The organism is Micromonospora acroterricola (assembly GCF_003172955.1).
Classification (GTDB): Bacteria; Actinomycetota; Actinomycetes; order Mycobacteriales; family Micromonosporaceae; genus Micromonospora; species Micromonospora acroterricola.
Genome location: NZ_QGKR01000223.1, coordinates 1 through 26,942 on the forward strand (window position 1 = coordinate 1; position 26,942 = coordinate 26,942).

General features: G+C 71.4%; 26 protein-coding genes, 1 tRNA gene and 1 riboswitch. Of the genes, 14 read left to right on the plus strand and 13 right to left on the minus strand.

Annotated features, from left to right (window positions below):
* The coding region (locus DKT68_RS18930) for an LppU/SCO3897 family protein (RefSeq protein ID WP_456238186.1) at window positions 1-563 on the plus strand (563 nt) is incomplete at its 5' end.
* A 210-nt stretch (window positions 564-773) separates the two neighbouring features.
* Window positions 774-2,606, plus strand: a complete 1,833-nt coding sequence (locus DKT68_RS18935; protein ID WP_109818747.1) for an NHL domain-containing thioredoxin family protein — start codon at window positions 774-776, stop codon at window positions 2,604-2,606.
* A 31-nt stretch (window positions 2,607-2,637) separates the two neighbouring features.
* Here DKT68_RS18935 and DKT68_RS18940 read toward each other — a convergent pair whose 3' ends face one another.
* The 3 genes from DKT68_RS18940 to DKT68_RS18950 are packed head-to-tail and all read right to left on the minus strand — an operon-like array spanning window position 2,638 to window position 4,887.
* On the minus strand, window positions 2,638-3,387 hold the full coding sequence (locus DKT68_RS18940) for a LamB/YcsF family protein (protein WP_109818748.1): 750 nt from the start codon (window positions 3,385-3,387) through the stop codon (window positions 2,638-2,640).
* Window positions 3,371-4,234 (minus strand): 5-oxoprolinase subunit C family protein, encoded by an 864-nt coding sequence (locus tag DKT68_RS18945; protein WP_109818749.1) that lies wholly within the window; start codon window positions 4,232-4,234, stop codon window positions 3,371-3,373. The genes DKT68_RS18940 and DKT68_RS18945 overlap by 17 nt, the downstream gene beginning before the upstream one ends.
* The gene (locus DKT68_RS18950; protein ID WP_109818750.1) at window positions 4,231-4,887 is read right to left on the minus strand and encodes a 5-oxoprolinase subunit B family protein; all 657 of its coding nucleotides are present in this window, start codon (window positions 4,885-4,887) and stop codon (window positions 4,231-4,233) included. The genes DKT68_RS18945 and DKT68_RS18950 overlap by 4 nt, the downstream gene beginning before the upstream one ends.
* A gap of 107 nt (window positions 4,888-4,994) precedes the next feature.
* On the opposite strand from DKT68_RS18950, the gene trhA reads away from it, so the two are divergent.
* Window positions 4,995-5,672 (plus strand): PAQR family membrane homeostasis protein TrhA, encoded by a 678-nt coding sequence (gene trhA, locus DKT68_RS18955; protein ID WP_109818751.1) that lies wholly within the window; start codon window positions 4,995-4,997, stop codon window positions 5,670-5,672.
* Between the two features lie 56 nt (window positions 5,673-5,728).
* Here trhA and DKT68_RS18960 read toward each other — a convergent pair whose 3' ends face one another.
* On the minus strand, window positions 5,729-6,016 hold the full coding sequence (locus DKT68_RS18960; protein ID WP_109818752.1) for a DUF6458 family protein: 288 nt from the start codon (window positions 6,014-6,016) through the stop codon (window positions 5,729-5,731).
* A gap of 112 nt (window positions 6,017-6,128) precedes the next feature.
* Here DKT68_RS18960 and DKT68_RS18965 point away from each other — a divergent pair, with 112 nt between their 5' ends.
* The gene (locus tag DKT68_RS18965; RefSeq protein WP_109818753.1) at window positions 6,129-6,668 is read left to right on the plus strand and encodes a SixA phosphatase family protein; all 540 of its coding nucleotides are present in this window, start codon (window positions 6,129-6,131) and stop codon (window positions 6,666-6,668) included.
* Between the two features lie 40 nt (window positions 6,669-6,708).
* Here DKT68_RS18965 and DKT68_RS18970 read toward each other — a convergent pair whose 3' ends face one another.
* From DKT68_RS18970 to DKT68_RS18985, 4 genes are all read right to left on the minus strand, one after another.
* The gene (locus tag DKT68_RS18970; protein WP_074315731.1) at window positions 6,709-6,978 is read right to left on the minus strand and encodes a DUF6458 family protein; all 270 of its coding nucleotides are present in this window, start codon (window positions 6,976-6,978) and stop codon (window positions 6,709-6,711) included.
* Between the two features lie 211 nt (window positions 6,979-7,189).
* A complete protein-coding gene (locus DKT68_RS18975) occupies window positions 7,190-9,046 on the minus strand; it encodes an acyl-CoA dehydrogenase (protein WP_109818754.1) in 1,857 nt (618 codons plus the stop codon).
* 127 nt (window positions 9,047-9,173) lie between these two features.
* Window positions 9,174-10,301 carry a PP2C family protein-serine/threonine phosphatase gene (locus tag DKT68_RS18980; protein WP_109818755.1) on the minus strand — a complete coding sequence of 376 codons (1,128 nt, stop codon included), beginning with the start codon at window positions 10,299-10,301 and terminating at the stop codon, window positions 9,174-9,176.
* A gap of 101 nt (window positions 10,302-10,402) precedes the next feature.
* Window positions 10,403-11,038, minus strand: a complete 636-nt coding sequence (locus DKT68_RS18985; RefSeq protein ID WP_201749099.1) for a septal ring lytic transglycosylase RlpA family protein — start codon at window positions 11,036-11,038, stop codon at window positions 10,403-10,405.
* Between the two features lie 187 nt (window positions 11,039-11,225).
* On the opposite strand from DKT68_RS18985, the gene DKT68_RS18990 reads away from it, so the two are divergent.
* The 3 genes from DKT68_RS18990 to DKT68_RS19000 are packed head-to-tail and all read left to right on the plus strand — an operon-like array spanning window position 11,226 to window position 13,371.
* On the plus strand, window positions 11,226-11,777 hold the full coding sequence (locus DKT68_RS18990; protein WP_109818773.1) for a phosphoribosyltransferase family protein: 552 nt from the start codon (window positions 11,226-11,228) through the stop codon (window positions 11,775-11,777).
* Between the two features lie 33 nt (window positions 11,778-11,810).
* Complete coding sequence (locus tag DKT68_RS18995; protein ID WP_109818756.1) at window positions 11,811-12,896, plus strand: questin oxidase family protein; 1,086 nt, start codon at window positions 11,811-11,813, stop codon at window positions 12,894-12,896.
* A gap of 43 nt (window positions 12,897-12,939) precedes the next feature.
* Window positions 12,940-13,371, plus strand: coding sequence for an ASCH domain-containing protein (locus tag DKT68_RS19000; RefSeq protein WP_109818757.1), 432 nt, complete (start codon window positions 12,940-12,942; stop codon window positions 13,369-13,371).
* Between the two features lie 102 nt (window positions 13,372-13,473).
* Here DKT68_RS19000 and DKT68_RS19005 read toward each other — a convergent pair whose 3' ends face one another.
* Complete coding sequence (locus tag DKT68_RS19005; protein ID WP_109818758.1) at window positions 13,474-14,352, minus strand: LLM class flavin-dependent oxidoreductase; 879 nt, start codon at window positions 14,350-14,352, stop codon at window positions 13,474-13,476.
* Window positions 14,353-14,440: 88 nt separating this feature from the next.
* Here DKT68_RS19005 and DKT68_RS19010 point away from each other — a divergent pair, with 88 nt between their 5' ends.
* From DKT68_RS19010 to DKT68_RS19020, 3 genes are all read left to right on the plus strand, one after another.
* Window positions 14,441-14,635: a hypothetical protein gene (locus DKT68_RS19010; protein WP_109818759.1), complete on the plus strand. Its 195-nt coding sequence runs from the start codon at window positions 14,441-14,443 to the stop codon at window positions 14,633-14,635.
* A gap of 36 nt (window positions 14,636-14,671) precedes the next feature.
* The gene (locus DKT68_RS19015) at window positions 14,672-15,115 is read left to right on the plus strand and encodes a hypothetical protein (RefSeq protein ID WP_146218394.1); all 444 of its coding nucleotides are present in this window, start codon (window positions 14,672-14,674) and stop codon (window positions 15,113-15,115) included.
* 130 nt (window positions 15,116-15,245) lie between these two features.
* Complete coding sequence (locus DKT68_RS19020) at window positions 15,246-15,968, plus strand: dihydrofolate reductase family protein (RefSeq protein ID WP_236646963.1); 723 nt, start codon at window positions 15,246-15,248, stop codon at window positions 15,966-15,968.
* A gap of 18 nt (window positions 15,969-15,986) precedes the next feature.
* On the opposite strand, the gene DKT68_RS19025 is transcribed toward DKT68_RS19020, so the two are convergent.
* A complete protein-coding gene (locus DKT68_RS19025) occupies window positions 15,987-16,352 on the minus strand; it encodes a VOC family protein (RefSeq protein WP_109818762.1) in 366 nt (121 codons plus the stop codon).
* A gap of 131 nt (window positions 16,353-16,483) precedes the next feature.
* Between DKT68_RS19025 and DKT68_RS19030 the strand changes: the two genes are divergently transcribed.
* Window positions 16,484-18,106, plus strand: a complete 1,623-nt coding sequence (locus tag DKT68_RS19030) for a hypothetical protein (protein ID WP_109818763.1) — start codon at window positions 16,484-16,486, stop codon at window positions 18,104-18,106.
* A gap of 156 nt (window positions 18,107-18,262) precedes the next feature.
* Here the strand turns inward: DKT68_RS19030 and DKT68_RS19035 are convergent.
* A tRNA-Gly gene (locus DKT68_RS19035) sits at window positions 18,263-18,336 on the minus strand.
* 244 nt (window positions 18,337-18,580) lie between these two features.
* Here DKT68_RS19035 and DKT68_RS19040 point away from each other — a divergent pair.
* Window positions 18,581-19,564, plus strand: a complete 984-nt coding sequence (locus DKT68_RS19040) for a zinc metalloprotease (protein WP_109818764.1) — start codon at window positions 18,581-18,583, stop codon at window positions 19,562-19,564.
* Between the two features lie 77 nt (window positions 19,565-19,641).
* Here DKT68_RS19040 and DKT68_RS19045 read toward each other — a convergent pair whose 3' ends face one another.
* Complete coding sequence (locus tag DKT68_RS19045; RefSeq protein WP_109818765.1) at window positions 19,642-20,187, minus strand: pyridoxamine 5'-phosphate oxidase family protein; 546 nt, start codon at window positions 20,185-20,187, stop codon at window positions 19,642-19,644.
* 100 nt (window positions 20,188-20,287) lie between these two features.
* Between DKT68_RS19045 and dcd the strand changes: the two genes are divergently transcribed.
* On the plus strand, window positions 20,288-20,866 hold the full coding sequence (dcd, locus tag DKT68_RS19050) for a dCTP deaminase (protein WP_089018323.1): 579 nt from the start codon (window positions 20,288-20,290) through the stop codon (window positions 20,864-20,866).
* A 59-nt stretch (window positions 20,867-20,925) separates the two neighbouring features.
* Here dcd and DKT68_RS19055 read toward each other — a convergent pair whose 3' ends face one another.
* Entirely contained in the window at window positions 20,926-21,903 is a 978-nt protein-coding gene (locus DKT68_RS19055; RefSeq protein ID WP_236646964.1) for a C40 family peptidase, read from the minus strand.
* A 75-nt stretch (window positions 21,904-21,978) separates the two neighbouring features.
* Window positions 21,979-22,115: riboswitch (cyclic di-AMP (ydaO/yuaA leader) on the minus strand.
* Between the two features lie 322 nt (window positions 22,116-22,437).
* On the opposite strand from DKT68_RS19055, the gene DKT68_RS19060 reads away from it, so the two are divergent.
* Entirely contained in the window at window positions 22,438-26,922 is a 4,485-nt protein-coding gene (locus tag DKT68_RS19060; RefSeq protein WP_109818766.1) for a hypothetical protein, read from the plus strand.
* Window positions 26,923-26,942 lie beyond the last annotated feature (20 nt).

A 26,942-nucleotide genomic window follows, 5' to 3' on the forward strand; every position in this document is an offset into this window, starting at 1 on the left:
GCCCCCACGGTGCGGGCTGCTGGGGCGCCGGCAGCGCCGCGGTGAACGGCACGCCGGGCTTCGGCGGGCCGGGCTTCGGCGGCGGGCCGGGCACCGAGGCGGCACCGGGTGGCGGGTTCCCGCCCGCCTTCCCGCCGGCGCCCCAGCAGCCCGCACCGTGGGGGCAGCAGGCACCCGAGCCGGACCAGAACCGGTTCGACTCGTTCAAGCCGGACGCTGACGAGCCGAAGACGGAACCACCGGTGCCGAAGGTGCGCAACGGCCGGGTGCTGGCCGCGGTGCTGATCGCCGCGGTGCTCATCCTGGCGGTGCCGCTCGGCCTGCTGATGCTGCTGGGCAAGTTCGGCGGGGACGACACGCCGACCTTCGACCCGGCTGTCGGCACGTGCGTGAAGCAGTCCGGTCAGGGCGCCTCGGCGGTCGACTGCGGCGAGGCGGGCGCGTTCACCATCGTTTCCAAGGTGGATGCGAAGGACAAGTGCGCCGACCCGACCCAGCCGCACGTCGTGCTGCCGGGCGACGGCACCAACCGGGTGCTGTGCCTCAAGCCGGCCACCAGCTGACGCGAACCGACGGCGGGGCCACGGGCAACCGTGGCCCCGCCGCCGTATCCGCCGAGCCGTTGGGCCCCGGTCGCCAATCCTGGACAGTTCCCGTTCGCGCCGAGCGGTAGGTGTCCGAGATCTGAAGTCACGACGGGGCAGGGGCGGTCGATTGTCGGGTGCTCGGCCCCACTGGTCGGCGCCGGGCCGGTGGTCAGGCACGATGGGACCATGAGCGCACGAGTACGGGCCCCCGAGCTGCGCGGTCGGGGCTGGCTGAACACCGGTGGACGCGATCTCAAGCTCGCCGACCTGCGCGGCAAGATCGTCCTCGCGGATTTCTGGACCTTCTGCTGCATCAACTGCCTGCACGTGCTCGACGAGCTGCGCCCGCTCGAGGAGAAGTACGGCGACGTGCTCGTCGTGATCGGCGTGCACTCGCCGAAGTTCGAGCACGAGAAGGACGCCGACGCGCTGGCCGCCGCCGTGGAGCGGTACGGGGTGCACCACCCCGTACTCGACGATCCCGAGCTGGACATGTGGCAGCAGTACGCGGCGCGGGCCTGGCCGACCCTGTCGGTGATCGACCCCGAGGGGTACGTGGTGGCCACCATGGCGGGCGAGGGGCACGCCGAGGGGCTGGCCCGGTTGATCGACGAGCTGATCGCCACCCACGAGGCCAAGGGGACCCTGCACCGGGGCGACGGCCCGTACGTGCCACCGCCGGCGCCGGAGACCACGCTGCGTTTCCCCGGCAAGGCGGTGCTGCTGCCGGATGGCAACCTGCTCGTCTCCGACTCGGCCCGGCACTCCCTGGTCGAGATGGCCCCGGACGGCGAGACGCCGGTGCGCCGCATCGGCTCGGGTGAGCGGGGCCGCGCCGACGGCCCGGCCAGCTCGGCGACCTTCTCCGAGCCGCAGGGGCTCTGCGTGCTGCCACGGCACGTCGCCGAAGTGGCCGGCTACGACCTGGTGGTCGCCGACACGGTTAACCACCTGCTGCGGGGCGTACGCCTGGCGTCCGGTGAGGTGGTCACGGTGGCGGGCAGCGGCCGGCAGTGGCGCGCCTCGGTCGACGACCACGCGCACGACGCGCTCGCCGTGGATCTCTCCTCCCCGTGGGACCTGGCCTGGTACGACGACAAGCTGATCATCGCGATGGCGGGCATTCACCAGCTCTGGTGGTTCGACCCGATCAAGCGGACCGCCGGCATGTACGCCGGCACCACGGTGGAGGCGCTCCGCGACGGCCCGCTCGCCGAGGCGTGGATGGCGCAGCCGTCCGGGCTCTCCGTCTCCGCCGACGGCACCCGGCTCTGGGTCGCCGACAGCGAGACCAGCGCCGTCCGGTACGTCGAGAACGGGGTGCTGGGCACCGCCGTCGGGCAGGGGCTGTTCGACTTCGGTCACGTGGACGGGCCGGCGGAGTCGGCGCTGCTCCAGCACCCGCTGGGCGTGTGCGCGCTGCCGGACGACTCGGTCCTGATCGCCGACACCTACAACGGCGCGGTGCGCCGCTTCGACCCGGCAACCGGTCAGGTGTCCACGGTCGCGGACGGGCTGGCCGAGCCGAGCGACCTGGTGCTCACCCCGGACGGCGAGGTGCTGGTGGTGGAGTCCGCCGCGCACCGGTTGACCCGGCTGGCCCCGGGGGCTCTGTCGGCGGCCGGCGCCAGCACGGTGGACGGCCCCCGGCATCGCACCGAGCGGAAGCCCACCGACGTCGCGGCCGGTGAGGTCACCCTCGACATCGTCTTCACCCCCGCGCCGGGGCAGAAGCTGGACGAGACGTACGGGCCGTCGACGCGGCTGGTGGTCTCGGCGTCCCCGCCGGAGCTGCTGGTGGAGGGCTCGGGCACGGGCACCGAGCTGTCGCGGCGGCTGGTGCTCAACGGCGAGGTGACCGGTGGGGTGCTTCAGGTGACCGCCCAGGCGGCGACCTGCGACGCGGACGTCGAGCACGCGGCCTGCCACCTGACCCGGCAGGACTGGGGTGTCCCGGTCCGGGTGGTCGACGGCGCCACGACCCGGCTCCCGTTGGTGCTGCGCGGCCTCGACGCCTAGCTGTCGGGAGGGGCCCGAGTGGCCCCTCCTCTCAGGCGAACGGGGCGAGCGGTATACCGGCGTCGATCAGCGACGCGCGGACGAGCTCGGTGGCGGAGACCGCCCCGGGGGTGTCGCCGTGTACGCAGATCGAGTCCGCCGGGCACGGGATGACGGTGCCGTCCACCGCTACCACGGTCCGTTCGGTGGCGATCCGTACCGCCCGGTTGGCCACCTCGTCCGGGTCGGTGATCAGTGCGCCGGGCGTGCCCCGGGGCACCAGCCCCCCGTTGGGCAGGTAGCCCCGGTCGGCGAACGCCTCGGCCACCACCGGCAGGCCGGCGCCGGTGGCGAGCTGGGCGAGCATCGAGCCGGGCATGCACAGCACGGGCAGCTCGGGGTCGTGGCCGCTGACGGCGGCGACCACCGCGGCCGCCTGTGACTCGTCGGTGCCGACGGCGTGGTAGAGCGCGCCGTGCGGCTTCAGGTAGCGGACCCGGGTGCCGGACAGCTGGCAGAAGGCGCTGAGTGCTCCCAGCTGGTAGGTCACCTCGTCGCGCAGCTCCGCGAACTCGTACGCGATGCTCCGCCGGCCGAAGCCGGCCAGGTCCCGGTAGCCCACCTGCGCGCCCACCGCGACCCCGCGCCGGGCCGCGCCGTCGCAGACCCGCCGCATCGTGGACGGGTCGCCGCCGTGGAAGCCGCAGGCGACGTTGGCGGAGGTGACCAGGCCCAGCAGCGCCTCGTCGTCGCCGAGTCGCCAGATGCCGAATCCCTCGCCCAGGTCAGCGTTCAGGTCCATGGAACCTGACGGTAGTACCTGGCCGGGCCTGCGCGAGCGGGGTCACGTCGGTGACCACCCCGATGACGGGGTATCCGCCGGTGGTCGGATGATCGGCGAGGAAGATCAGGGGTTGCCCGTCGGCCGGCACCTGCACAGCGCCGAGGACGATCCCCTCGCTGGGCAGTTCGCCGGCGACCGCGCGGGGCAGCGGCGCGCCGGCCAGCCGCGCGCCGACCCGGTTGCTCAGCGGGCTCACGGTGTACGCGCTGCCGAGCAGCCGGTCGAACGCGGTCGGGGTGAACCAGTCGTCGCGGGGGCCGGGGTGCAGCCTCAGGCGCAGCTCCGGCGGGGGTGCGGGACCGACGGTCAGGTCCACCGGCGCGGGCTCGCCGAACGGTTCGCCGAGCGGCAGCCGGTCGCCGTCCCGCAGCGGGGACGGGCCCAGCCCGGAGAGGGTGTCGGTGGCCCGGCTGCCGAGCACCGCCGGCACGTCGATCCCACCCGCCACGGCCAGCCAACTCCGTACGCCCCGACGCGCCGGGCCGATCCGCAGCACCGTCCCGGCCGGCACGGTGAGCGGGCGTCCGGTGTCGCCGGGGCGGTCACCGGCCCGGACCGTCACGTCGGCGCCGGTGACCGCCACGGTGGTGGCCCGGGTCAGCCGGAGCGCGCAGCCGGTCAGGGTGATCTCCAGGCCGGCGGCGTGCTCCGGGTTGCCGACCAGCCGGTTGGCGAGCCGCAGGGCGGCCGGGTCCAGCGCGCCGGACCGGGGTACGCCGAGGTGTGCCCAGCCGGGCCGGCCCAGGTCCTGCACGGTGGTGAGCGCGCCGGCGCGGAGCACCTCGATCTCGGCGGGCCGGGTCACGCCGCCACCAGGCGGACCGGGGTGCCCGGGCCGAGCCGGGTCGGTGGGTCCGCGTGCACGTCGAAGAGGACCAGGTCGGTCCGGCCGACCAGCAGCCAGCCGCCCGGGGACGCGCCCGGATAGATGCCCGCGTAGGGGCCGGCGAGGGCGACCGAGCCGGCCGGGACCCGGGGGCGGGGGGTGGCCAGCCGGGGCAGCGCCAGCTCGGCGGGGAGCCCGGTCAGGTAGGGGAACCCGGGGGCGAAGCCGCAGAAGGCGACGCGGAACCGGGTGCCGGTCAGCCGGCGCGGCACGTCCGCCACATCGGTCTGCCAGTACTCCGCGACCGCCGGCAGGTCGGGCCCGTCGAACTCGACCGGGACGAGCACCTCGGCCCGGTCCGGTCCGCTCGCCCGGCTGGCCGCGCCGCCGGTGTCGTTCGTGACCGTCGGTGCCCAACCGGCCAGCATCTCGGCCGTGGCCGCCGGGTCGGGCAGGCCGTCGAGCAGGACGGTGGTGGCCGCGGGCACGATCTCGACGGCGTTCAGCTCGCCCTGCTCGCGACGCCGCCACAGCTCGGCCCGCCATGCTTCGACCAGGGTGGCCGCGGGCACGTCGGCGCGGGTGGTGCAGTCGAGCAGCAGGGCGTGCGCCCCGACGGGCCGGATCCGCATCCGCTCATCCTCGCCGATGTCGTGTCGGCGAGGTGTTCACGGCGACGGTGCCGGGCGTCACCAGCACGACTACTTGCAAGTAACCTACGGTGCCGTAACCTGATGTCGTGACCACCTCCGCCCCGCTTCGACTGAAGCCGGTCGACATCGGTAAGCCCCGGATGCGCGGCTGGCTGCACACGTACGCCTTCTTCGTCGCCCTGGTCTGCGGCATCGTGCTCTGCTCGATCGCCGCCACCCGGCCGGGGTGGGCGCCCCTGGTGAGCTGCATCGTCTACAGCGTGACGGTGTGCGGGCTCTTCGGCACCAGCGCGCTGTACCACCGCCGCGTGTGGTCGGAGCGCGGCTACCAGATCATGCGCCGGATGGACCACTCGATGATCTTCGTGTTCATCGCCGGCACGTACACGCCGTTCTGCGCCCTGCTGCTCGCGCCCCGGCCGGCCACCGTGATGCTGGGCCTGGTCTGGGGTGGCGCGCTGGCCGGCGTGGCGCTCAAGGTGGTCTGGCCGCACGCGCCACGCTGGGTCTCCGCGCCGCTCTACCTGGCGCTCGGCTGGGTGTCGGTGGCCATGCTGCCGGAGATCCTGCACGGCGGCGGTGTCGCGGCACTGGTGCTGCTGATCGTCGGTGGCGTGATCTACAGCGTCGGCGCGGTCTTCTATGCCCTGCGCCGGCCCAACCCGTGGCCGACCGTCTTCGGTCACCACGAGTTCTTCCACGCCTGCACGCTGCTGGCCGCGCTCTGCCACCACATCGCGATCTACTTCGCACTGTTCGCCTGACACACGCGAGCCGGGGCCCCGCCACGCTGCGGGACCCCGGAGTGCGCGAGCGAGGGTCAGACCGGTCGGCCCGGCCGGCGCACCTCGCGGTACTCCCGCATGACCTGGTCGTCCTGGACCGGCACCACAGGGTCGGCCACCACGCGGTCCGTGCGGACCGGCGCGGCGACCACGTTGCGGCGGCGGTTGTTCCAGAAGTAGAGGGTGGTGAGGAGGCCGGCGACACCGGCCAGCATCAGCACCCAGCCGACCACGGCCAGGTTCAGCCAACCCAGGTCGGCCTCCACGGCGAATGCGAAGATCGCGCCCAGCGCGATCAGGAAGATGCTGCCACCAATGCCCATGTCTCGCTCCTCGGCTCTAACCTGGCGTACGTCCCGCCGCGGCCGTCGGTAGGGGTGCGGCACCCACCGACTTACCCCGGCACGGAGATCGCCAATCGGGCAAGCTGAGGACATGACGGACGCCCCTGTCGAGACACGCACTCTGGTGCTCCTCCGGCACGCGAAGGCCGAGCAGGGCAGTGCGGGCACCCACGACGCCGATCGGCCGCTCAGCGCGCGCGGGCACGCCGACGCGGCGGCCGCCGGGGCCTGGCTGGCCCACCACGGCCTGCTGCCCGACGTGGTCATCTGCTCGACGGCGCTGCGTACGCGGCAGACCTGGCACGGTGTCGCGATGGGGATGACCGGCTCGCCGCCGGAGGGCGGCCCGGCCGGTCCCCGCCCGACCGTCCGCTACGAGCCCGGCGCGTACGACAGCCACCCCGAGGAGCTGCTGACGCTGGTCCGCACCATCGACCCGACGGCCGGGACGGCCCTGCTGATTGCCCATAATCCGGGCATCTCGCTGCTCTCCGCGCTTCTCGACCCGGAGGGGGTGGGCGAGGAGGGCCTGCGGACCACCGAGCTGGCAATCCACCACACCGCGCTGGGCTGGGCGGAGCTGGACCGTGCGGGGGCGCCCATCACCGCTCGGCACGCCGCACGCGGCTGAGCCACCCGCCGATGTCGACGGGTGGCTCGGTCGGACGCGCTCAGGAGGGTGGTGCGGTCGGAGGCGGCGGATCGGGCGGCGGCGGCATCATGGCCGTCGGATGGGACAGCCGGTTCTCCTCCACGATGAGGGTCCGGGCCCGCTTGCGCCGGTCCTGCCAGAACCAGAGCGTGGTCAGCAGTACGGCCAGCCCGGCCAGGATGAACACCCAACCGACCGCCCGCAAATCTATCCACCAGACGTTGGCTCGTATCGCGAAGGTCAGGATGGCGCCGATCGCGATGAGAAAGATGCCGCTTCCTACACCCATGTGCGCTGCACTCCCCCGTGCGGTGGCTCTGGGCGTTCCCTGTCGTGACCACGCGACGGTTACCCACCACGTCGCCGGCCTACCGGGGTCGGGTCGGCGAATAGCGGAGGTGCCCGGACAGCCCGACGGCCGGCGGGGCATGCGCCCCACCGGCCGTCGATGATCGGTGCCGGGTGGTGCTCCCGGGACCGTCAGCCGTGCCATGGCACGGTCAGAAGGCCTCCTCCGGGAGGTCCATGATGTCGAGGTCCGCGCCCTCGATGATCCGCCGGTCCGCGCCGATGCGCGGCAGCACCTCGCGGGCGAAGAACCGGGCAGCGGCCACCTTGCCGGTGTAGAACGCCTTGTCGGCGGCCGACACCTCACCGGCCAGCGCCTTCAGCGCCACGTCGGCCTGCTTCTGAAGCAGCCAGCCGACCACCAGGTCACCGATGGCCAACAGGAACCGCCGGCTGCTCAGCCCGACCTTGTACAGGGCGCGGGTGTCGCCAGCCTGCGCCTCGCCCAGCCAGCCGGTCAGCACACCGAGGATGTTCTGGATCTCGGCGAGCGCCTTGCCGAGCGCCTGCCGCTCCTCCTTGAGCTGGCCGTTGCCCGCCTCGGAGGAGATGAACTCCTGGATCTCGCCGGCGACCGCCATCAGCGCCTTGCCGTTGTCCCGGACGATCTTGCGGAAGATCAGGTCCAGGCTCTGGATGGCGGTGGTGCCCTCGTAGAGGGTGTCGATCTTGGCGTCCCGGACGTACTGCTCCAGGGGGTAGTCCTGGAGGAAGCCGGAGCCGCCGAAGGTCTGGAGGGCCTCGTGCCCGAGCAGCTCGTACGCCCGCTCCGAACCGACGCCCTTGACCAGCGGCAGCAGCAGGTCGTTGACCCGCTTGGCCAGCTTGGTGGCCTTCTCGTCACCGGCCGCCTCGGCGATGGCGACCCGGTCCTGCCACGTGGCGGTGTAGAGAACCAGGGCGCGCAGGCCCTCGGCGTACGACTTCTGGAGCAGCAGCGAGCGGCGGACGTCCGGGTGGTGGGTGATGGTGACCCGGGGAGCGGTCTTGTCCGCCTGCTGGACCAGGTCGGCGCCCTGCACCCGGTTCTTCGCGTACTCCAGGGCGTTGAGGTAGCCGGTGGAGAGGGTGGCGATCGCCTTGGTGCCGACCATCATCCGGGCGTACTCGATGATCATGAACATCTGCCGGATGCCGTCGTGCTTGTCGCCCAGCAGCCAGCCCTTGGCCGGCACGCCGTGCTCGCCGAAGGTCACCTCGCAGGTGTTGGAGACCTTCAGGCCCATCTTGTGCTCGACGTTGGTGGCGTAGACGCCGTTGCGCTCGCCCAGCTCGCCGGTGGTCTCGTCGAAGTGGTACTTCGGCACGACGAAGAGCGACAGGCCCTTGGTGCCGGGGCCGCCGACGCCCTCCACGCCCACCGGACGGGCCAGCACGTAGTGCACGATGTTGTCGCTCAGGTCGTGCTCACCCGAGGTGATGAAGCGCTTCACGCCCTCGATGTGCCACGTGCCGTCCGGCTGCTGGATGGCCCGGGTGCGGCCGGCGCCCACGTCCGAGCCGGCGTCCGGCTCGGTGAGCACCATCGTGGAGCCCCACTGCTTGTCGATGAAGAGCTTGGCCCACCGCCGCTGCCGCTCGTTGCCCTCGACGTGCAGCACGTGCGCGAAGGACGGGCCGGAGGCGTACATCCAGACCGGGGCGTTCGAGCCGAGCACCAACTCGGCGAGGGCCCACCAGAGGGCGCGCGGCGCATTGGTGCCGCCCAGCTCGGGCGGCAGGTCCAGGCGCCAGAACTCGGAATCCATGAACGCCTGGTAGGACTTCTTGAACGACTCCGGCAGCGGAGCGGTGTGCGTGGCCGGGTCGAAGACCGGCGGGTTCCGGTCGCTGTCCGTGTAGCTGGCGGCCAGGTCCTCGCGGGCGAGGCGGTCGACCTCGGCGAGGAAACTGCGGGCGGTGTCGGTGTCGAGATCCGAGTACGGCTCCTGGCCGAACGCCCGGTCCGCCCCGAAGACCTCGAACAGGTTGAACTCAAGGTCCCGGAGGTTGCTCTTGTAGTGGGTCATGCTCACTGGCCCCGCTTCCGGACAGGTGTTACCGATCAGTAACCCCGACTCTATTACTCGCGGGTAGCCAGCGACAAGCCGATCTCGTAGGTGACGGGCATTACACACCTGCCGGTCGTGCCACCGGTCAGCTCTCGGCGGCGCCGACCTCCCAGCTCGGCACGGCCGCCGCGGCGCCGGTCCGCGCGCCAACGTACTCCATCAGGACCAGCGCGATGTCGTCGTCGAGGCGGCCGTGCACCCACTCGACCAGGGCCGTCTCCAGCGAGGCCAGCCCGTCGGCGACCGTGCCGTGGCCGAGCAACCGCCAGGCCCGGTCGGCCGTCGGGAAGAACTCGCCGTCCCGCCGCGCCTCACCGAGACCGTCGGTGAACAGCAGCAGGCGGTCGCCGGGCTCCAGGCGCTCCACCCGGGGGCGGACCACCGGCATGAACCCGAGCGGCGGCGCCGGCGCCGGCGGCTCCAGCGGGATCACCGCGCCCCGACGCAGCAGCAGCGGCGGCGGATGTCCGCAGTTGACGATGGTCAGCGTGCCGCCGCGCTCCTCGACCAGCGCCGCCGTCACGAAGTCCTCGTCGCCGACGTTGCGGGCCACCGCGCGGTCGAGGTCGGCGACGACGGCGCGCAGGTCGGCCCGCTCGTACGCCACGTGCCGGTACGAGCCGAGGACGATGCTGGCCAGGCGGACGGCGTCCAGGCCCTTGCCACGGACGTCGCCGATGATCATCCGAACCCCGTAGGGGGTGTCGATCGCCTCGTACAGGTCGCCGCCGATCTCCGCCGTGGCCGTGGAGGAGATGTAGCGGCCGGCCACCGCGAGCGTGCCGACCTGCGGGCCGAGTGGACGCAGCACCGCCTGCTGGGCCACCGAGGCGAGCTTGGTCAACTCGGCGATCTGCACCGCCTGCCGCTGCCGTACCGACGCGACCGCCACGGCCAGCCCGGTGGCGAGCGCGACCGCCACCACGCTGACCGAGGTGACCAGCGACATCTCCGGCTCGGTCAGGGCGAAGCCGGCCCCGATCAGGGTCGCCGCCGTGCCCGTCCCCAGCACCACCTGCCAGGACGCCAGGGCGGCGGCCAGGAACGGCGCGGCCACCAGCAGCGCGACGTAGTGCGCGACCCGCCCGTCCGCCAACTCCACCGCCGAGACGATCGCGAGCAGAACGAGGGCCGCGCCGAGGCCGGCGCGGGATCCGGGGCTCAGTGGGCGGCGGCCCGACTGGAGGAGTCGCGTGGATACGAGGGACAGCATGCCTGATCCACGTGAGCGGGTGAATGAACCTGGCCCGTCGTCCGAGGAGGTTCTGTCCGGCCGGCGGGGGTGTCCGGCCGGAACGGCGTCTCCCGCTCCGCTCAGCCGAGCACCTCGTACCGGACGGTGAGCGCGCCCACGTCGACCGAGGCAATGGTGGCGAACGCGGCCCGGGAGAGGTCCAGGCAGCGGCCGTCGATGAACGGGCCACGGTCGTTGATCCGCACCACCACGGACTTGCCGCTGGCCGGGTTGGTCACCCGGACCTTGGTGTTGAACGGCAGGGTCTTGTGCGCCGCGGTCAGCTCGTCCGGGTTGAACGACTCACCGTTGGCGGTGAGCTGCCCGTCGGAGTAGAAGGAGGCGCCGCACGAGCCGCTCTCCAGCACCTTCGCCGCCGGGGTCGTCTTCTTCTTGGCGGTCGGGCTCGGCTTCGGCGCCGCCGTGCGGGCCTTGTTCCGGGAGGCGGCCTGCGGCGACCGGCTCGCCGACGGGCTGGCCGTCACGCTCGGCGAGGCGCTGGCACTCGGGGAGGCGGAGGGGGAGCTGGCCGCCGGGCTGCTGGCGGCGATGGTGGGGGCGGATTCGACGGTGACCGGTCCGGGCTGCGCCGAGCCGGAGGTCAGCTGCACGGCGCCGACGGTGCCCCCGACGGCGAGGGCGACGCCGACCGCCGCGGTGGCCGCGATGCCCGCCGGAGAGGAGAAGATGCGGGTACGGGAGTGCCTACCAGCCACCGGCCCGGTCCTTTCGTCGACTGAACAAACCGGGTCGGACCGTAACGAGAGAAGCACTTCCGACGTCAACGTGATCATCGTGGTATGCCCGTGTTTGCGCTGGTACGTGTAGCCGATCATCCGATCCGGCATGGGCCGGCCGGCCCGGGTGCCGACCGGCCCGGCGCGCGTGCCGCAGGATGGACCGATGCCCGCTGAGCTGACCGAACGCCTCGCCACCCTGTTCCGGTGGATCGACCCTGGTCCCGGCACCAGCCACCTGGTCAGCGACATCTCCGGCTGGTGGCGGGACCCGGCGGTGCTGGCCGAGCTGGGACCGGCCCTGGTGGCGCCGTACCGGGCCGCTCGGCCGACCGTGGTGCTCGCCCCGGCGGTCACCGGGCTGCTGCTCGGGCCGCTGGCCGCAACCGCCCTCGGCGTCGGCTTCGTCGCGGCACACAAGCCCGGCGACGGGAGGCTGCCGGCCGGATCGCTCACGTGGGCGCAGAGTCCGCCGGACTACCGGGGCCGCCAGGTCGACCTGGCGGTGCGGGACCGCCACCTCGGCCCCGGCGACCGGGTCCTGGTGGTGGACGACTGGGTGCGTACCGGGGCGCAGATCCACGCCCTCTACGACATCTGCGCCGCGCGGGGCGCCGAGGTGCTGGGCGCCGCCGTGGTGGCCGTCGACTGCCCGCCCGAGGTCGCGACCGAGCTACGGATCACCGGCCTGGTCACCGGCGCGGATCTGCCGGCTTGACCTGAACCACGGTTCACCTCCGACGATCGACGCATGAGCGACGGGATCCTCGACGAGGCGTACGAGCGGCTGCACCGCACCGGCCCCGAATACCAGGGCTGGCTCTCCAACCACGGGCCGATGGCCGTCGAGGCGCTGGCCCGGCACGGCCACCAGCAGCGGGTGCACCGCTGGCTCGACGACTACCTCGGCCGCCTCGACGAGCTGCCCCGAGGCCTGCGCCCGATCGACGACTGGCGGGCGGCGCTGGGCGATGCGACACGGGCCGGTGACTGGCTCGCGTACTTCGACCGGCAGTTGCGCGAACGTCCGTGGCGGGAGGTGCTCGGCACCTGGTGGCCCCGGCTGCTGCCCGGCATCGCGGCCGGCGCCACCCACGGCGTGATCCGGGTCGGGCACGCCGTGCGGGCGCTCGACCCGGCCGGTGCGAGCCCGCAGCGGCTCGCCGAGCTGGGCCAGGCCCTCGGCTACTGGGCCGCCCGCTGGCAGCCGGTCCCCGGCGCCGACCGGCTGCTCGACCCGGTACGCGCCGCAGGGGCGTCGGGCCAGTCCCTCGCCGCCGAAGCGGGCCAACCCGACACCGATGGGGTGGACGTGGCCACCGCGCTGGCCGGGCTGCCCCGGATCGACGACCAGTCCGGGGGCATCCTGGCCCGGCTGGGCCGGCTGCCGGGCGTACCGCGATGGGAGCCGGCCCTCACGGCCCTGCGCCCCGCGCGGACCCCGGCCGAGGCGGAGCGGCGGCTCGCCACGCTGGTCCACCGGGCCGGTCTGGACTACCTGCGCTTCGGGCACGCCGCGCCGGTCATGCTGGTGCACGCGGTCACCGCGCCGACCGCGGTGCTGCGTACCCTGCCGGCACTCGATCGGGCGCTCTGGGCGCCGAGCCTCGCTGCGGCCTGGGCCGCGACGGCGGCCGTGACCTCGGTGTACGCCCCAACCGACGGCATCACACCGCCGACCGTGCCGGCCGCGACCCCGGCGGAGGTCTTCGCCCGCGCGGCACGCCACGGTGACGCGCACGTGGTCAAGCTGGCCGACGCGGTGCTCGACGCGCACACGGCGACCGGCGACGACCGGCTGCTCACCGCCGCGGGCTACGCCGGCCAGCTCATCTGATATCCCGAGGCGGTCCCGGGCGCGCTGGCCTAGCCTCGGCAGGATGTGGCCTCGGATCGGTGAACTGCGCACCCTCGCCCTCGGCACCCCCGGCGAGCTGCGGACGACCCTGAACACTCTGGTGCTGGCCGGCGTGAAGACCGCCACGGCCGGTCGGCTCGCCGAGTACGCGGAGGAGGGCGAGGAGCTGGAGCGGGTCGGCGAACGGCTGGTGCTCGTCGACGACGACGACGCGCTGGCCGGCGTCGTGGAGATCACCGCCGTCGAGGTGGTCCGCTTCGCGGACGTGCCGTGGGACTTCGCCCGCGCCGAGGGCGAGGGCGACCGCTCGATCGAGGAGTGGCGGGCCGGACACTCGGCCTACTGGGCGCGGCTCGGCACCCCGGTCGACGACGACACCCCGATCGTCTGCCTCCGCCTGCGGCTGGTCTCCGGTGGCGAGGGTGGCGTGGCCAGCGGCGACCTCGGCACCTGAGCCCGCACCGGCGCTGACCGTGCCGCGGCCGGCGCGACACCAGTCGCGGGCGGTGCGGCAGCGCCACCGGCTGGCGCGGCGTCGGCCGCTGGCGGTACGGCGTCAGCCGCGCAGCTCCGGCAGCAGCCGGGTCGCCACGTCCGCGAGGACCGCCTCGTCGCCGGCGTACCAGCTGCTGGCCCGCGGCCAGTGCGTCACCACATCGGTGAAGCCGAGGTCCGCGGCCCGGCCGACCTGGTCGGCGAAGAACTGCGCGCTGCTGAGCGAGAAGACCGGCGCCGCGTCCAGCGACAGGTAGCGGTCCAGGGTGGCCGGATCGCGGCCGGCCTCGTCCAGCGTCCGGTCCAGCCGCGCGGACAGCGCCGACACGGTGCCCCACCAGCCCTCCACGTCGTCGGCGTCGGTGCCGGTGGTCACCCAGCCCTGGCCGAACCGGGCCACCAGCCGCATCGACCGCGGCCCGTTGGCCGCCACCACGAAAGGCACCCGCGGCTGCTGCACGCAGCCCGGATTGTTGCGGGCGTCCACCGCGGCGAACCAGTCACCGCGCCAGGTGGTGCCGTCCTCCCGCAGGATCAGGTCCAGCAGCTCGGTGAACTCGGCGAACCGGTCGACCCGCTGGCGCGGCGGCAGCGTCTCGCCGCCCAGCACCGCCGAGTCGAAGCCGATACCGCCCGCGCCCAAGCCGAGCAGCAGCCGGCCGTCCGAGACGTCGTCCACCGTGGTGATCTGCCGGGCGAACGCGGCCGGGTGCCGGAAGTTCGGCGACGCCACCAGGGTGCCCAGCCGGATCCGCGAGGTGACGGTGGCGGCGGCGGTCAGCGTGGTCATCGAGTCGAACCACGGCCCGTCCACGAGGTCCCGCCAACCCAGGTGGTCGTACGTCCACGCGTGGTCGAAGGCCCACTCGTCGGCCTGCCGCCAACGGCGCTGCGACTCCGCCCAGCGCTGGTCGGGAAGGATCACGATGCCAATCCGCATGATCGCCAGCCTAGTGGTGCCGGCCCCTCGTGACCGGCACGGTTTGGCGGGGACACCGCAGACGCCCGGTCTTCGCTACCGTGCCGCTGTGGACCTACGGGCACGGCGGGTCGACACGGTACGAGCCTTCGGCACCGTGGCGCTGGTGGCCGGCTTCATGACGACGCTGCTCACCATGTCGTCCGGCTACGAAGGGCTCAAGCCGCACATCGTTGCCGCCTTCCTCATCCTGACCGGCATCGGTCTGCGGATAGAGGCGGCGATCACCGACCGTACGTCGTAGTTCCGGCCGCTACTGGCGGCCCGTACCCTCCCGGGCATGCCCGTCGAACCGCCCGCTGCCCCCGTACCCCGGGGCCGCCGACTGCGCACGCTCTTCGCGGCGGCGATGGTGGTCGCGGTGATCGTGCCGTCGCTGGTCATTCGCGAGCTGGTCGAGGCCCGGTTCGGCCGCGGCCCGATGGCCGACGTCGGCGCGGTTGCAGTGCCGGTGGCGGTAACCGCCTGGCTGGCGCCGCGCGCCTCCTACCGCGGACGTGACGCCCTGCTGTGGATGGTCGGCCCGGGCGTCTACATCTTCGCGGTGATCGCCTGGCGGCTGGCCTACGCGCCCTACCGGGACTGGAAGCCTCGCCCGGAGGAGGTGCCCCGCATGCGCTGGCTGCGCGGCCCGGACCACGCCGGGCTGTGGTACCTGCCAAGCGAGGGCCGCCACCCCGGCGGGTCATCCGAGGTGGGCTCGCGCAGCAGCCTGCCGGGGTGACCACTCTGGAGCGGCTTGGCAACAGTCAGGGACAGGCGGATGTGACTGCCGTCACAGGGCTGCGTTGTAGGAACCCTGCCGACCGGCTCCGATCCGTTGGTGAGCGGGCACCCGGGCAGGGTGTCGCCCCATGGGAGAGGAACCAGACGAGATGACGAAGGTGACCGCACAGCTGTCGGTGTCGCTGGACGGGTTCTACGCCGGCCCGCAGTTCACCGGCGACGGCAACTGGATGGACTCGGCCGAGAGCGCGGCCTTCTTCCGGGTCACCCGTTGGGCGACCGAAGCCGCCGCCTGGCGTGAGCGGCAGGGCTTCGCCGGCGGCCAGCGGGACACCAACTCGGACGTGGTCGCCGAGTCGTTCGGCGCGGCCGGCGCGTACGTGATGGGGCGGCGGATGGCCGACGGAGGTGAGGTGCCCTGGGGCGAGGAGCCGCCGTTCCGCGCGCCGGTATTCGTCGTCACGCACCGCCCCCGCCAGCCCCTGCTGCGCGGCGGTGGCACCAGCTTCACCTACGTCACCGATGGCGTGGCCAGCGCCGTCGAGCAGGCGCGCGCCGCGGCCGGCGGCAAGGACGTCGCGGTGGCCGGCGGCGGCAGCCTCGTGCGGCAGGTGCTCAAGGCCGGCCTGCTGAACGAGTTGGACCTGCACGTCGTACCGGTCGTGCTCGGCACCGGCCTCCGGCTGTTCGACGCGGACCTCGACCTTGGCGAGAAGGAGGCGATCGAGCTGAGCCCGATCCGCGTCCTCCACACGCCGCAGGTCACCCACATCCGGTACGTGGTGAGCGGGCGAGGCCCTCTCGTGCTCGACGACCGGGGCCGCGGCGGCGGCCCGACGGTGACCGTGTGATTCTCCAGGGGCCGGCGCCTACAGGCGGGCCAGCACCAGCAACCGGTTGCCATCGGGGTCTTCGACACGGGCGGACCGCTCACCCCAGGGCTGGTCGACCGGCTCCTCGGTGACGGTCGCACCAGCGGCCCGCAGCGTGTCCACGGCTGCGTCGCAGTCGTCGGCGTAGACACACAGCTCCCAGCGGTGCGAGACGGACGGACCGCCGGCCTTCGGGTCGGCGGCCAGGCCCAGCTCGCTGTTGCCCAGCCGGAGTGCGACGAACTCCGGGGCGCCGTCGTCCGGGAACCGGTACGTCTGCTCGAAGCCGACGACGTCCTGGTAGAACGCGATCAGCTGAGGCAGGTCACGCGTCGTCACGATCGGGAAAGCTTCGGTGAACACAGGAGCACCTCCAAACCGGACACTATCCGGTACAGGAGCGCTGTGAGACCCACCTCGTGACGGGGTGATCGGCCTGGTGACCACGCGGTTATGGGGCAGCCGGAATTCTCGCACGCTGGTAAGAACTCCCCATGTCTCTCACCTTCGCGCGCCGGCTGGTCCACGGCGCGTTGACGCTCGCTGTCGCGGTCGCCGCGACCACGCTCGGCGCCACCGCTGCCCACGCCGCGGTACCACGACTGGCGCTGACCGCCCTTGCCTTCGAGCAGCCCATGGTCGACGTGACCGAGGAGTACGCCGCCAACAGACTCACGTGGACCGTGACCAACACGGACCCGGACGCCACCTCGATCCACGGCACCGTGACGATGCGCATGCGCAGCTCGGTGACCGGGGCCCTGGTCGGCCACGACTGGACCGTGCGCTACGGGTTCGAGGAGACCTGCTGCAGCGACGGCGTGTACGAATCCGGCACTCCACAGGAGTCCACCTACTCGTACTACCTCCCGGTGCGTCGGTACGCCGATGCGAGCACCGCCACCTGGGAGGTCACCAAGGTCACGATCAGTGCCAGCGACCGCAGCGCCAACATCTCGGGCACGCAGTTGCAGTCGTTCGGGTACCGGTTCACCGCTCGGACGCTGATCGACACCACCGGGCCGACGATCCAGTCAATTGGCCTGTCCCCGTCACGTCCGCCGTACTTCTACGTCGGGAACGGCCCGGCCACGGTCACCTACGAATTCACCGCCCAGGACGGGGAGTCCGGCTTCTGGAAGGGCACCATCCGGCTGGCGGGGCCGGACGGAGCGGCTGTCACCACACCGTTCACCTGGGAACGCGATCAGTACAGCACCGGTGTCCGCTGCGGCCAGGTCAGCGGCGGTGACCGGGAAGCCACCTACATGTCGTGTGCGATCGTGGTCACCCTGCCGGCCAGCGCGGCCCCCGGCAACTGGCGGATCGCTTCGCTGGTGCTGCACAACAACGCGGGCGGCACCACCACGTACAAGAGCCCGACCGCGCCGTCGATCACCACGACGTCCAACTCGACGGTGCAGGCGAGCGACTTCGCGATCAGCCCGAACCCGGTGAACAACTGGCGCGACGAGGTGATGGTGGAACTCACCATGTCGGTCACCGGAGCACGGAAGGGCGTGTCGGCGGTCAACGTCGACTTCACCGGCGGCTGCACGCAGTGGGGTGCTCCGGGGGTCAAGGCCGACGGCCGGATCTCCGTCCCGGTGATGGTCTATCGGCAGACCCAGGAATGCGAGGTCGAGGGCATCTCGGTCCTCGATGGCGCCGGGAACGTCGCGCTGTACGGCACGGCGTTCGGGGCACCCGACCCCGGGCTCACGATCACCCAGGTTCCGAGCACCAACCCGCCGGTGGCCCTGGGCGCCACCCTGAATCCGTCGTCGCTGCCCACGAGCGAGGTGGGCCAGCGCTCGGTCGCTCTCACCATCGCGGCGGAGGTACAGGTCGCGCCCATCAACGGCATCGGGGTGTACCTGTACGACTCCGACGGCACCGTGGTGTCCCAGTCGTTTGGCGGCACCAGCCAGGCCGACGACGGCACCGTGACCCACTGGCTGTACCTGCCCTGGGAGGGCCTGGCGCCGGGCGACTACACGGTCGGCTTCGTACTGAACGACGCCGCCCGGATGAGCAGCGCGTGGAACATGCCGGATCGCTCGGACAGCCGGACCTTGCCGGGCGGGCCGGTGGTTCTCACCGTCACCGAGGGCTGAAGCACGTCGAGGGGCGAGCCACACGACCACCGCTGGCTCGCCCCTCGACCTACCGGTCAAGACTGTTGGCCTCTGATCCATGGCCCACCTCATGATCATGGGCCGGAAACTCGAAGGCCCTGGCTCGGATTCGCATCCTGGCCAGGGCCTTCATCGTGGAGCGGGTGACGGGAATCGAACCCGCACTGTCAGCTTGGGAAGCTGATGTTCTGCCATTGAACTACACCCGCAGGCGGCACCACTGTACCTGAGTCACCCAGCCCGTGCACTCAGGTCCCCCCACGCGCCGGACCCCACCACCGACCTCGCCGCGCGGGCCATCGTCACCCTCGGCAAACCGCACCTTGCAGAAAGAAGTTTCCCGACGGCAACATATGGCCGTTCTCAAATGCGTCGATGAGTTGTAACGTCTGCCACACGTTCTCAGCCCGGCGTGACACACCCCCTGCCACGCCGCCAGAAAGAGGTGGGCCAATGGGACTCCGTCCCAACCTGCTGACCCGGCGTGCCGCCGGTGTCGCGTCAACGACCCTCGCGCTGCTGCTCAGCACCGCTGCGGTGGGCGTCGTTCCGGCTGCTTCGGCATTCTCCGCCGCGCCCGGTGGGGCCTGCGTGGAGCCGACCGACAGCCACACCAACGCCCGGGTGAAGCCCGGTGCCGCGGCGAAGCACGAGCCGAACGAGCTGACCGCGAAGCAGGTCCGCGAGCGGGACGCCGACCTGGCCGCCGCGCTGCGCGAGCGCGCCACCTTCCGCACCGGCGCCGGCGCCACCGCGCTGGCCACCGTCACCATCCCGGTGGTGGTGCACGTGATCCAGAGGGACAGCACCCGGGCCGGCGGCAACATCCCGGATTCGCTGATCACCGCGCAGATCAACGTGCTCAACCAGGCCTACGCCGGCGCCACCGGCGGCGCGGCCACCGCGTTCGACTTCCGACTCGACAAGATCAACCGGGTGACGAACCCGTCCTGGTACCCGATCGTGGACGGCTCGTCGGCCGAGCGGTCGATGAAGTCCTCGCTGCGGGTGGGCGGCAAGAACACGCTCAACATCTACCTGGGTGAGTTGAGCGACGACCTGCTGGGTTGGGCGACCTTTCCGCAGCGGAAGCTGAACAGCATGGACGGCGTGGTCGTGCTGAGCGAGTCGCTGCCCGGCGGCACCGCCACCAACTACAACCAGGGCGACACCGGCACCCACGAGGTGGGTCACTGGCTGAACCTGTACCACACCTTCCAGGGCGGTTGCAGCGGCTCGGGTGACAGCGTCAGCGACACCCCGGCCGAGGCGTCGCCGGCGTACGAGTGCCCGACCGGGCGGAACACCTGCTCGACCGCCGGGCTGGACCCGATCACCAACTTCATGGACTACAGCTACGACTCGTGCATGTACCAGTTCACCCCCGGTCAGGCGAGCCGCATGCTGACCGCGTGGAACGCGTACCGCGCGGCGTAGCCTCCCCGCGTACCACCGGTGCCGGCCCCGTCGTGACGGGGCCGGCACCGGTGTCTTTCCCCAGGACCAGGTCGCGGTCAGGCGGCCGAGCGTTGGACCTCACGGCTGCGGCGGGCCGGGCGGGTCTGCGGTACGGAAGACGGGCCGGCCGCCGTGGGTGGGGCGTGCGGGTCGAGCCAGACCTGGACGGCCGGCCGGCCCTGCCCGCCCATGCCGTGCTGGTCACGGCGGGTCAGCATCGCCACGTCGACGGTGAACTCGAACAGCCGCCAGTCGACCTGCGGGGCCGCCCGGGAGTTCTGCGCCAGCCGCGCCACCTGGGCCGGATCGGTCACCGGCCAGGCACGCCCCGCCACGTACGCCTCGTCGTCGCTCTCCTCCGGCGGGAACGAGTGCAGCGCGTAACGGCCGTCCCGTTCGAGGTCGCGGCGCTTCGGCGAGTCGATGACGAAGCAGAAGAGACCCTCGTCGGTGATGACCGGGGAGACCGGATGGACCCGGGGACCGCCGTCGGCGCGGACCGTGGCCAGATAGCCGAAGCCCGGCCCGTACTGCTGGAGGAGAACGCGGATCCCGTCGGCGAGTCGGGGCTCGTCGGCGGCGAAATCGGACCAGGAAGCCATGCCGGCATTCTATCGAACAAATGTACGAGCAGCGACCTCGACGCGCTGGTCACCGGCACCAGGATCCGGCCATCGCCGCCGACGCCGCTATGGTGGTCCGATGCTGCTCTCCGACCGCGACCTGGTCTCCGAGATCAAGGCCGGCACGCTGGGCCTGGAGCCGTTCGAGCCCACCCTGGTCCAACCGTCCAGCATCGACGTGCGACTCGACCGGCTGTTCCGGGTCTTCAACAACCACCTCTACACACACATCGACCCGGCGATGCAGCAGGACGACCTCACCTCGGTCGTCGAGGTGCCCGACGGCGAGCCGTTCGTGCTGCACCCGGGCGAGTTCGTGCTCGCCTCGACGCTGGAGGTGATCTCGCTGGGTGACCAGCTCGCCGGCCGGCTGGAGGGCAAGTCGAGCCTGGGCCGGCTCGGCCTACTCACCCACTCCACCGCCGGCTTCATCGACCCGGGCTTTTCCGGCCACGTGACGCTGGAGCTGTCGAACGTGGCGAACCTGCCGATCACCCTGTGGCCGGGCATGAAGATCGGGCAGCTCTGCATCTTCCGGCTCTCCTCGCCGGCCGAGCACCCGTACGGCTCGGTGGTCTACGGCTCGCGTTACCAGGGGCAGCGGGGGCCGACACCGAGCCGCGCCTGGCAGCACTGGCGCACCTGGCCCACCCGCTGAAGCCGTGACGACGAGGGCCCGCCGCGACGAATCGCGACGGGCCCATCGGTCACCGGGGATCAGCCCGGGCGGCCGTAGCTGTGGATCGGGCCGTCGTCGACCTTCTTCATCTTGATCGGTTGACCGGCCTGCGAGGCGTGCACGACCCAGCCACCGCCGACGTACATGCCGACGTGGTGGATGTCGCTGTAGTAGAAGACCAGGTCACCGGGGCGCAGGTCGGCCCTGCTGACGTCCTTGGTCACCCGGCTCTGCTGCGCGGCGTTGTGCGGCAGCGACACGCCGGCCTTGGCCCAGGCGGCCAGCATCAGGCCGGAGCAGTCGTACGAGTTCGGGCCCTCGGCACCCCACACATAGGGCTTGCCGATCTGCGCGCAGGCGAACTTGACCGCCACGCCGGCGCCACCGCCCGGGTAGCTGGCCGGGCAGGGCGCCGGACGCAGCGGACCGCCGCCGCCGTTGCCGTACACCTTGAGGCGCAGCTTCTGGAGCCGGTCGATCTCCTCGTTGATCTGCTTCTTCTTGGCCGCCAGCTGGGCCTCGGTGCGGGTCAGCTGGGCCACCATCTCGTCCAGTGGCGCCTTCTGGCGGGCCAGCTCGTCGCGCAGGTCGGACACCTGCCGCACGTCCTGCTGCTGGTCGTGCGCGAACCGGTCGAGCATCTCGAGCTGCCCGACCACCTCGCTGGGCGAGCTGCTGCCCAGCACGGCGTTGACGGTGGAGACGTTCTCGCCCTTGTACGCGCGGACGGCCAGGCTGCTGACCTTGTCCATCGCCGCGTCGACCTGGCGTTCCAGTGGGGCGATCCGGGCGGCCAGCGCGTCGGCCTGCCTGCGCTTGGCGGCCAGGTCCGTCCGGGTGGCGTTGTGCCGTTCGATGATGGGTTCGAGCTTGTTCCAGTCGGCGTCGATCTGGCGCTCGATCTCCGCGACGGAGGGGTCGGCGTGGGCCGCCGTGGCGCTGCCGGTCAGGACGACGGCGGCGCCGACCAGGGCGGCGAGGGCGGTGGTGAATCGGGACCAGCGTGGGCGCGGCACGATCGACGTCGGGCCGGCTGACGCCGACCGCTCGGACGACGGCCGCGGGGCATGGTGAGCCACCGGGTGTCGCACTCCTTCTTCCTGACCGCCTACCGGGTTAGCTGACCGGTTCGGGCGGGAAGGTGGACGCCCTACCGCAGTGACTGCGGATTCACCCCGGGAAACCTGGGTCCCCGGCTCGCTCGGAAGCGACTCGGCGGTGTCGGTCCGTTACCGCCCGGGTGGGCGGAGCTGCTGTCGGCCCGACGAATGACCAGAGTAGAGACGACCGTTACCGATCCGCAACCCATGCGGCCGTGACACTCCGTACCAATTCACGGCGTGGCTGCCCTGAGCCGGTCGCCGCGAGGGGCGGCAAAAGGCTACGAGATTTCTCCCTGGGTAGTAACTCATTTACATACCGCTACGCAACGGTTAGATTGTTCATCGTCAATAGATCACGGGGGCGTGGATCTACAAGACACACCGGAGGTTGCTCTCCCGCGGTCAGACGCGCACACCGTCGACGAGGGAGGCACGGTGCAAACAGGCATGGCGGAGGTCACTCAGCTCGCCCTGTTGGGCGTGGTTGCGGTGACAGTGGTCGCCCGGGCCAGGGGAAGACGCCGCTGGACGTACATAGCCGGCGGCCTGCTCGCCGGCGCGTGGCTGGCGCTGACGGGCGGCGCGGTCTGGGCGATGTCCACGTCGATGGCGGCCGATCTTCCACCGAAGGCGACCGATCCCGGCAATCCGTGCGTGGCGGGAGCGCCCGCACGGTCCTTCAACGTCTCGCTGATCAACATCCCGATCTTTCTGAACCGCTTCGGCGACGTGGTGCCCGAAGGCCGGATGTACGTTCTCGACGAGAACGTCGACAGGGTCCGTCGGGAGTTCGCCCAGGCGGCCGATCCGTTCCACCAGGCCGATCTGATCGAGCCTCTGGTGGTTCGCGCGCACCGCGGCGACTGCGTGACGATCCGGTTCACCAACCGGCTCAACGAGGCCGCACCGTCGTTCGTCCGGGACAACTCGATCTTCCTGCTGCCCGGTGAGCAGTTGGCGGCAGCGGGCACGGTGACGCCCGAGCCACGCCGGTTCGCGCCGGCGCGGACCCGCCCACACAACGACTTCAACCCTGCCGCGGCGCCCGCGGCCTCGATCCACATGGAGGGGCTGGCCTACGACGTCAAGGGGTCGGACGGCACGGCGGCCGGCTCGAACCCGGATTCGACGGTGGCACCCGGAGCCAGCGGCACGTACCGGTACTCCGCGACGGTGGAGGGCGAGTTCCACTTCAACGACGGCGCGGATCTCTCGTCGGTCGAGACCGGGGCCGGTAACGCGATCGGGTCCCACTCCTTCGGCGCGTTCGGCGCGATCGTGGTGGAGAAACCCGGCACCAGTTGGGTGGACGCGCGCACCGGAGCGCCACTCACCTCCGGCACCCGCGCCGTCATCAAGGATCCAGCGTCAGGCGCGCCGGACCACCGCGAACACGTGATCTTCATGCACGACGAGGTCGAGGCGGCGTCCGGCATCCTCACCCGGTTCTGTCGCGGACAGGACGACGTCGACGACGATCGGGCCGACGGCGAGTGCGTGGACCCGACGGCCACTGAGCTGAGCAAACTCAAGCGGGGCACGCTGCCCGGGCTCTCCGGCGGGGACGCGGACGCGCTCGTCCAGGGTGAGATCCCGGTGAAGCTGGAGTGGTTCGCCTTCAACTACCGCGCCGAACCCGGGTTCAACCGGGAGGAGATCGGCTGTCCGCAGGCGAGCCGTGCCGGTCAGGGCTTCGACGCCCAGGCCTGCCACGGCGAGGAGACCGCCCTGTCGTCCTGGGCGTACGGCGACCCGGGCGGCGGCGACCTCGTCTTCGCGAACTACCGCGGTGAGCCGATGCAGATCCGGCTGCTGCACGCCGCCGAACGGGAGACCCACACCTTCCACTGGCACGTCAACCGGTGGCCCTTCGACCCGAAGGACGAGGGCGGCCTGGCCGAGGTGAGCAAGCCGAGCCACCACATGTCGGTCACCAACATCCTGGACGTGCAGGCGGTGTCCCCGGGCGCCCACTACGCGCTCATGCCCGAGGGCGGGGCGGGCTCGGCACACGACACCAAGCCGGCGACGTTCGGTGACGTGATCTTCCACTGCCACCTCTACCCGCACTTCGCCAACGGGATGTGGGCGTTGAACCGCACCCACGACAAACTGGAGACCGGCACCCGGAAACTGCCTGACGGCACGGTCGTGCCCGCGCTGCTGCCGCTCGAAGACTTCGACTACCAGCCGGCGGTCTCCGGCATCAACCCGCCCCCCACGCCGACGGCGACCAAGCCGGGCTATCCGCACTTCGTACCGGGGAAGTTCGGTTTCAAGGCGCCGAAGCCACCGCTCGGGGTCGCCTCCCGACAGGCCGCCGGCGTCTTCCCGCCCACCCAGCTCGAGCGGGAAGCGGCCGACGCGGGTGCGCAGACACCCGGCGGCTTCTTCCAGAACCCGTGCCCGGCCACCCGCTCGGACGGCCGGCCGACGCCGACCAAGACCTTCGACGTGGCGGCGATCCAGGTGGCGCAGTACTACAACGAGGAACTGCGGTGGAAGAACCCGCAGGCCCGGGTGTACGTCCTCCAGGACCAGAAACAGGCGGTCCTGGACGGCCGAAAACCCGAGCCCTTCGCACCCCTGTTCAACGTCGGCGACTGCGTGGTCTACAACTTCACGAACGAGCTGCCGGAGAACTTCGGCGGTAACGTGTTCGACCGCGCGCAGATCACCAACGAGGCGGGCATCCACCAGCACCTCGTCCAGTTCGACGTGCTGAGCTCCGACGGTGCCGCGAACGGGTGGAACTACGACCAGGGCGCGGACCGCAACCAGACGATCACCTACCGGTCGTTCGTCCACGAGGACTTCGCCACCAGCAGCTTCCACGACCACTTCTTCCCGAACGTGCACCAGGACAACGGCCTGCTCGGCGGAGCCACGGTGCACCCGACGGGCTGCACGTACCACGATCCGAAGACCGGTACGGCGCTCCGGGTCGGGACGGTGGTGGACATCCACTGTTCACCGGGCACCGATTACCACGGCAAACCCATCGACGACAAGGACTACCGAAACTTCTCAATCTTCGTCGAGGACCACGTACCGATGTTCAAGCCTGCCGATCCCAACGATCCGAACGACGACCAGTTCGTCACACCGGACGGCGTGCCCATCTATCCGCCCAAGTTCCCGTCCAGCCCGGACGACCAGGGGGTGGTCGGGCTGAGCTATCGGCTGGAACCGTTCGAGGGTCGCCGGGGCGCAGATCCGTCCAGGGTCTACGACCAGCGGACGCACGGCGCGGCGTACACCACGACGTTCACGGCGCACGAGGGCGACCGGGTCAAATGGCGGCTGTTCCAGCTTTCGCAGGAGGAGTCGCACGGCTTCACGGTGGACCGGTTCCCCTGGAAATCGGAACCACGTGATCCCGAGTCGAACCTCATCCAGGCGCAGCACCTGGGGGTGCTGGAGTACTTCGACATGAATCTCGACATGGGCGGGGAGTTCGGCTGGCAGGACTGGATACAGACCCGCAGATACGTCTACGGGCTGACCGGCTCCGACGACCGGTTCCTCGGGGCTTGGGGGCACCTGCGGGTGATGGACTGCGACGACCCCAAGGGCGAGGGCAACTACGAGGTCCGGCTGCTACCGGACAATCCGCAGTGCACCGGTGTCGGTGGCGGCACCAAGATCTGTGACGGATCCGTAGCCGGTCCCGGCGTCAAGCAGTTCACCGTGGTCGCGTTCAACCACGACATCGTCTACAACAAGTCGGGCGACCACGACCCGAACGGCGCGATGTTCGCGCTCGAGGAGGACGTCAACGCGATCAGGTCGGGCCAGAAGCCACCGGAACCACTCGTCCTGAGAGCACACGCCGGCGACTGCATCCAGGTGACGCTGAAGAACCAGCTCGATCCCACCAAGATGAAACAGACCTGTTTCGAGGCCACCGAGCCGGGCCAGCTGGGCTGGCGGCGGGGCAACGGCAACACGTTGCCCGGTTGCCTCGACCAACCGCCGAAGGACGAGCACAACGTGCCCGGGTTCAAGCCGTACCCGGTCAGCTCCCGCGTCGGGCTCACGCCCACCCTGCTCGACTACTACCTGGAATCGCGGGGTTCCAACACCGGCGACGACGGGGAGCTCGTCGGTGATCTCACCGTGGGTGTCGGCGAGTCCCGGGTCTTCACCTGGTACGCCCCGCAGGACGTGACCGGGCTGGCCCTCCTGCAGGACCAGGCCGACCCGCTGCACCACGGGCACCACGGGCTCTTCGGCGGTCTGGTGATCGAGCCGAAGGGCACGAGCTGGGTCAGCCCCAGGGACGGCACGCCGCTCAGATCCGGAACGCAGGCGGTCGTCGTGGATCCCAACGGCAAGGACTACCGAGAGAACATCGTGCTGCTCAACAGCGATCTGGCGTTGTTCCGCAACAACGGTTCCGACGTGCCCGACAACGTCGACCTCGCGGTGTCACCGAGCCGCGAGACCGACGATCCGGAGGACTCCGGGGAGGTCGCGGTCAACTACCGGAACGAGCCGTGGAACCACCGGTACGCGGCCGATGCCAACCTGTCCAGGATCTTCAGCAGCTATCCGCACGGCGATCCGAGCACACCGCTCATGGAGGCCTACACCGGGGACAAGACCGTGATCTGGGTCGGTCAGGCGGTCGGGAAGCCCCGTTCGACGGGCTTCACGCTGCACGGGCACACCTGGCGGGCGTCGCCCAAGGACCCCCAGTCGCAGATCAAGGCGTTCCAGGGTGAGTTCAACCCCGGCAGCGTCTACCAGGTGGTGCTCGATCCGGACGTGACCAACGGCGCCGGCGGTCCCGCCAGGGCCGCGGGTGACTACCTCTACCGCTCCAACACCCTCTCGCCGCACCTCACCGGAGGGCAGTGGGGCCTCTTCCGGGTGTACGGCAGTTCTCGGCCCGGGCTGTTCCAGCTTCCGGACCATCCCGTCGGCTGACTCGTCACGTGGGTGGGCGG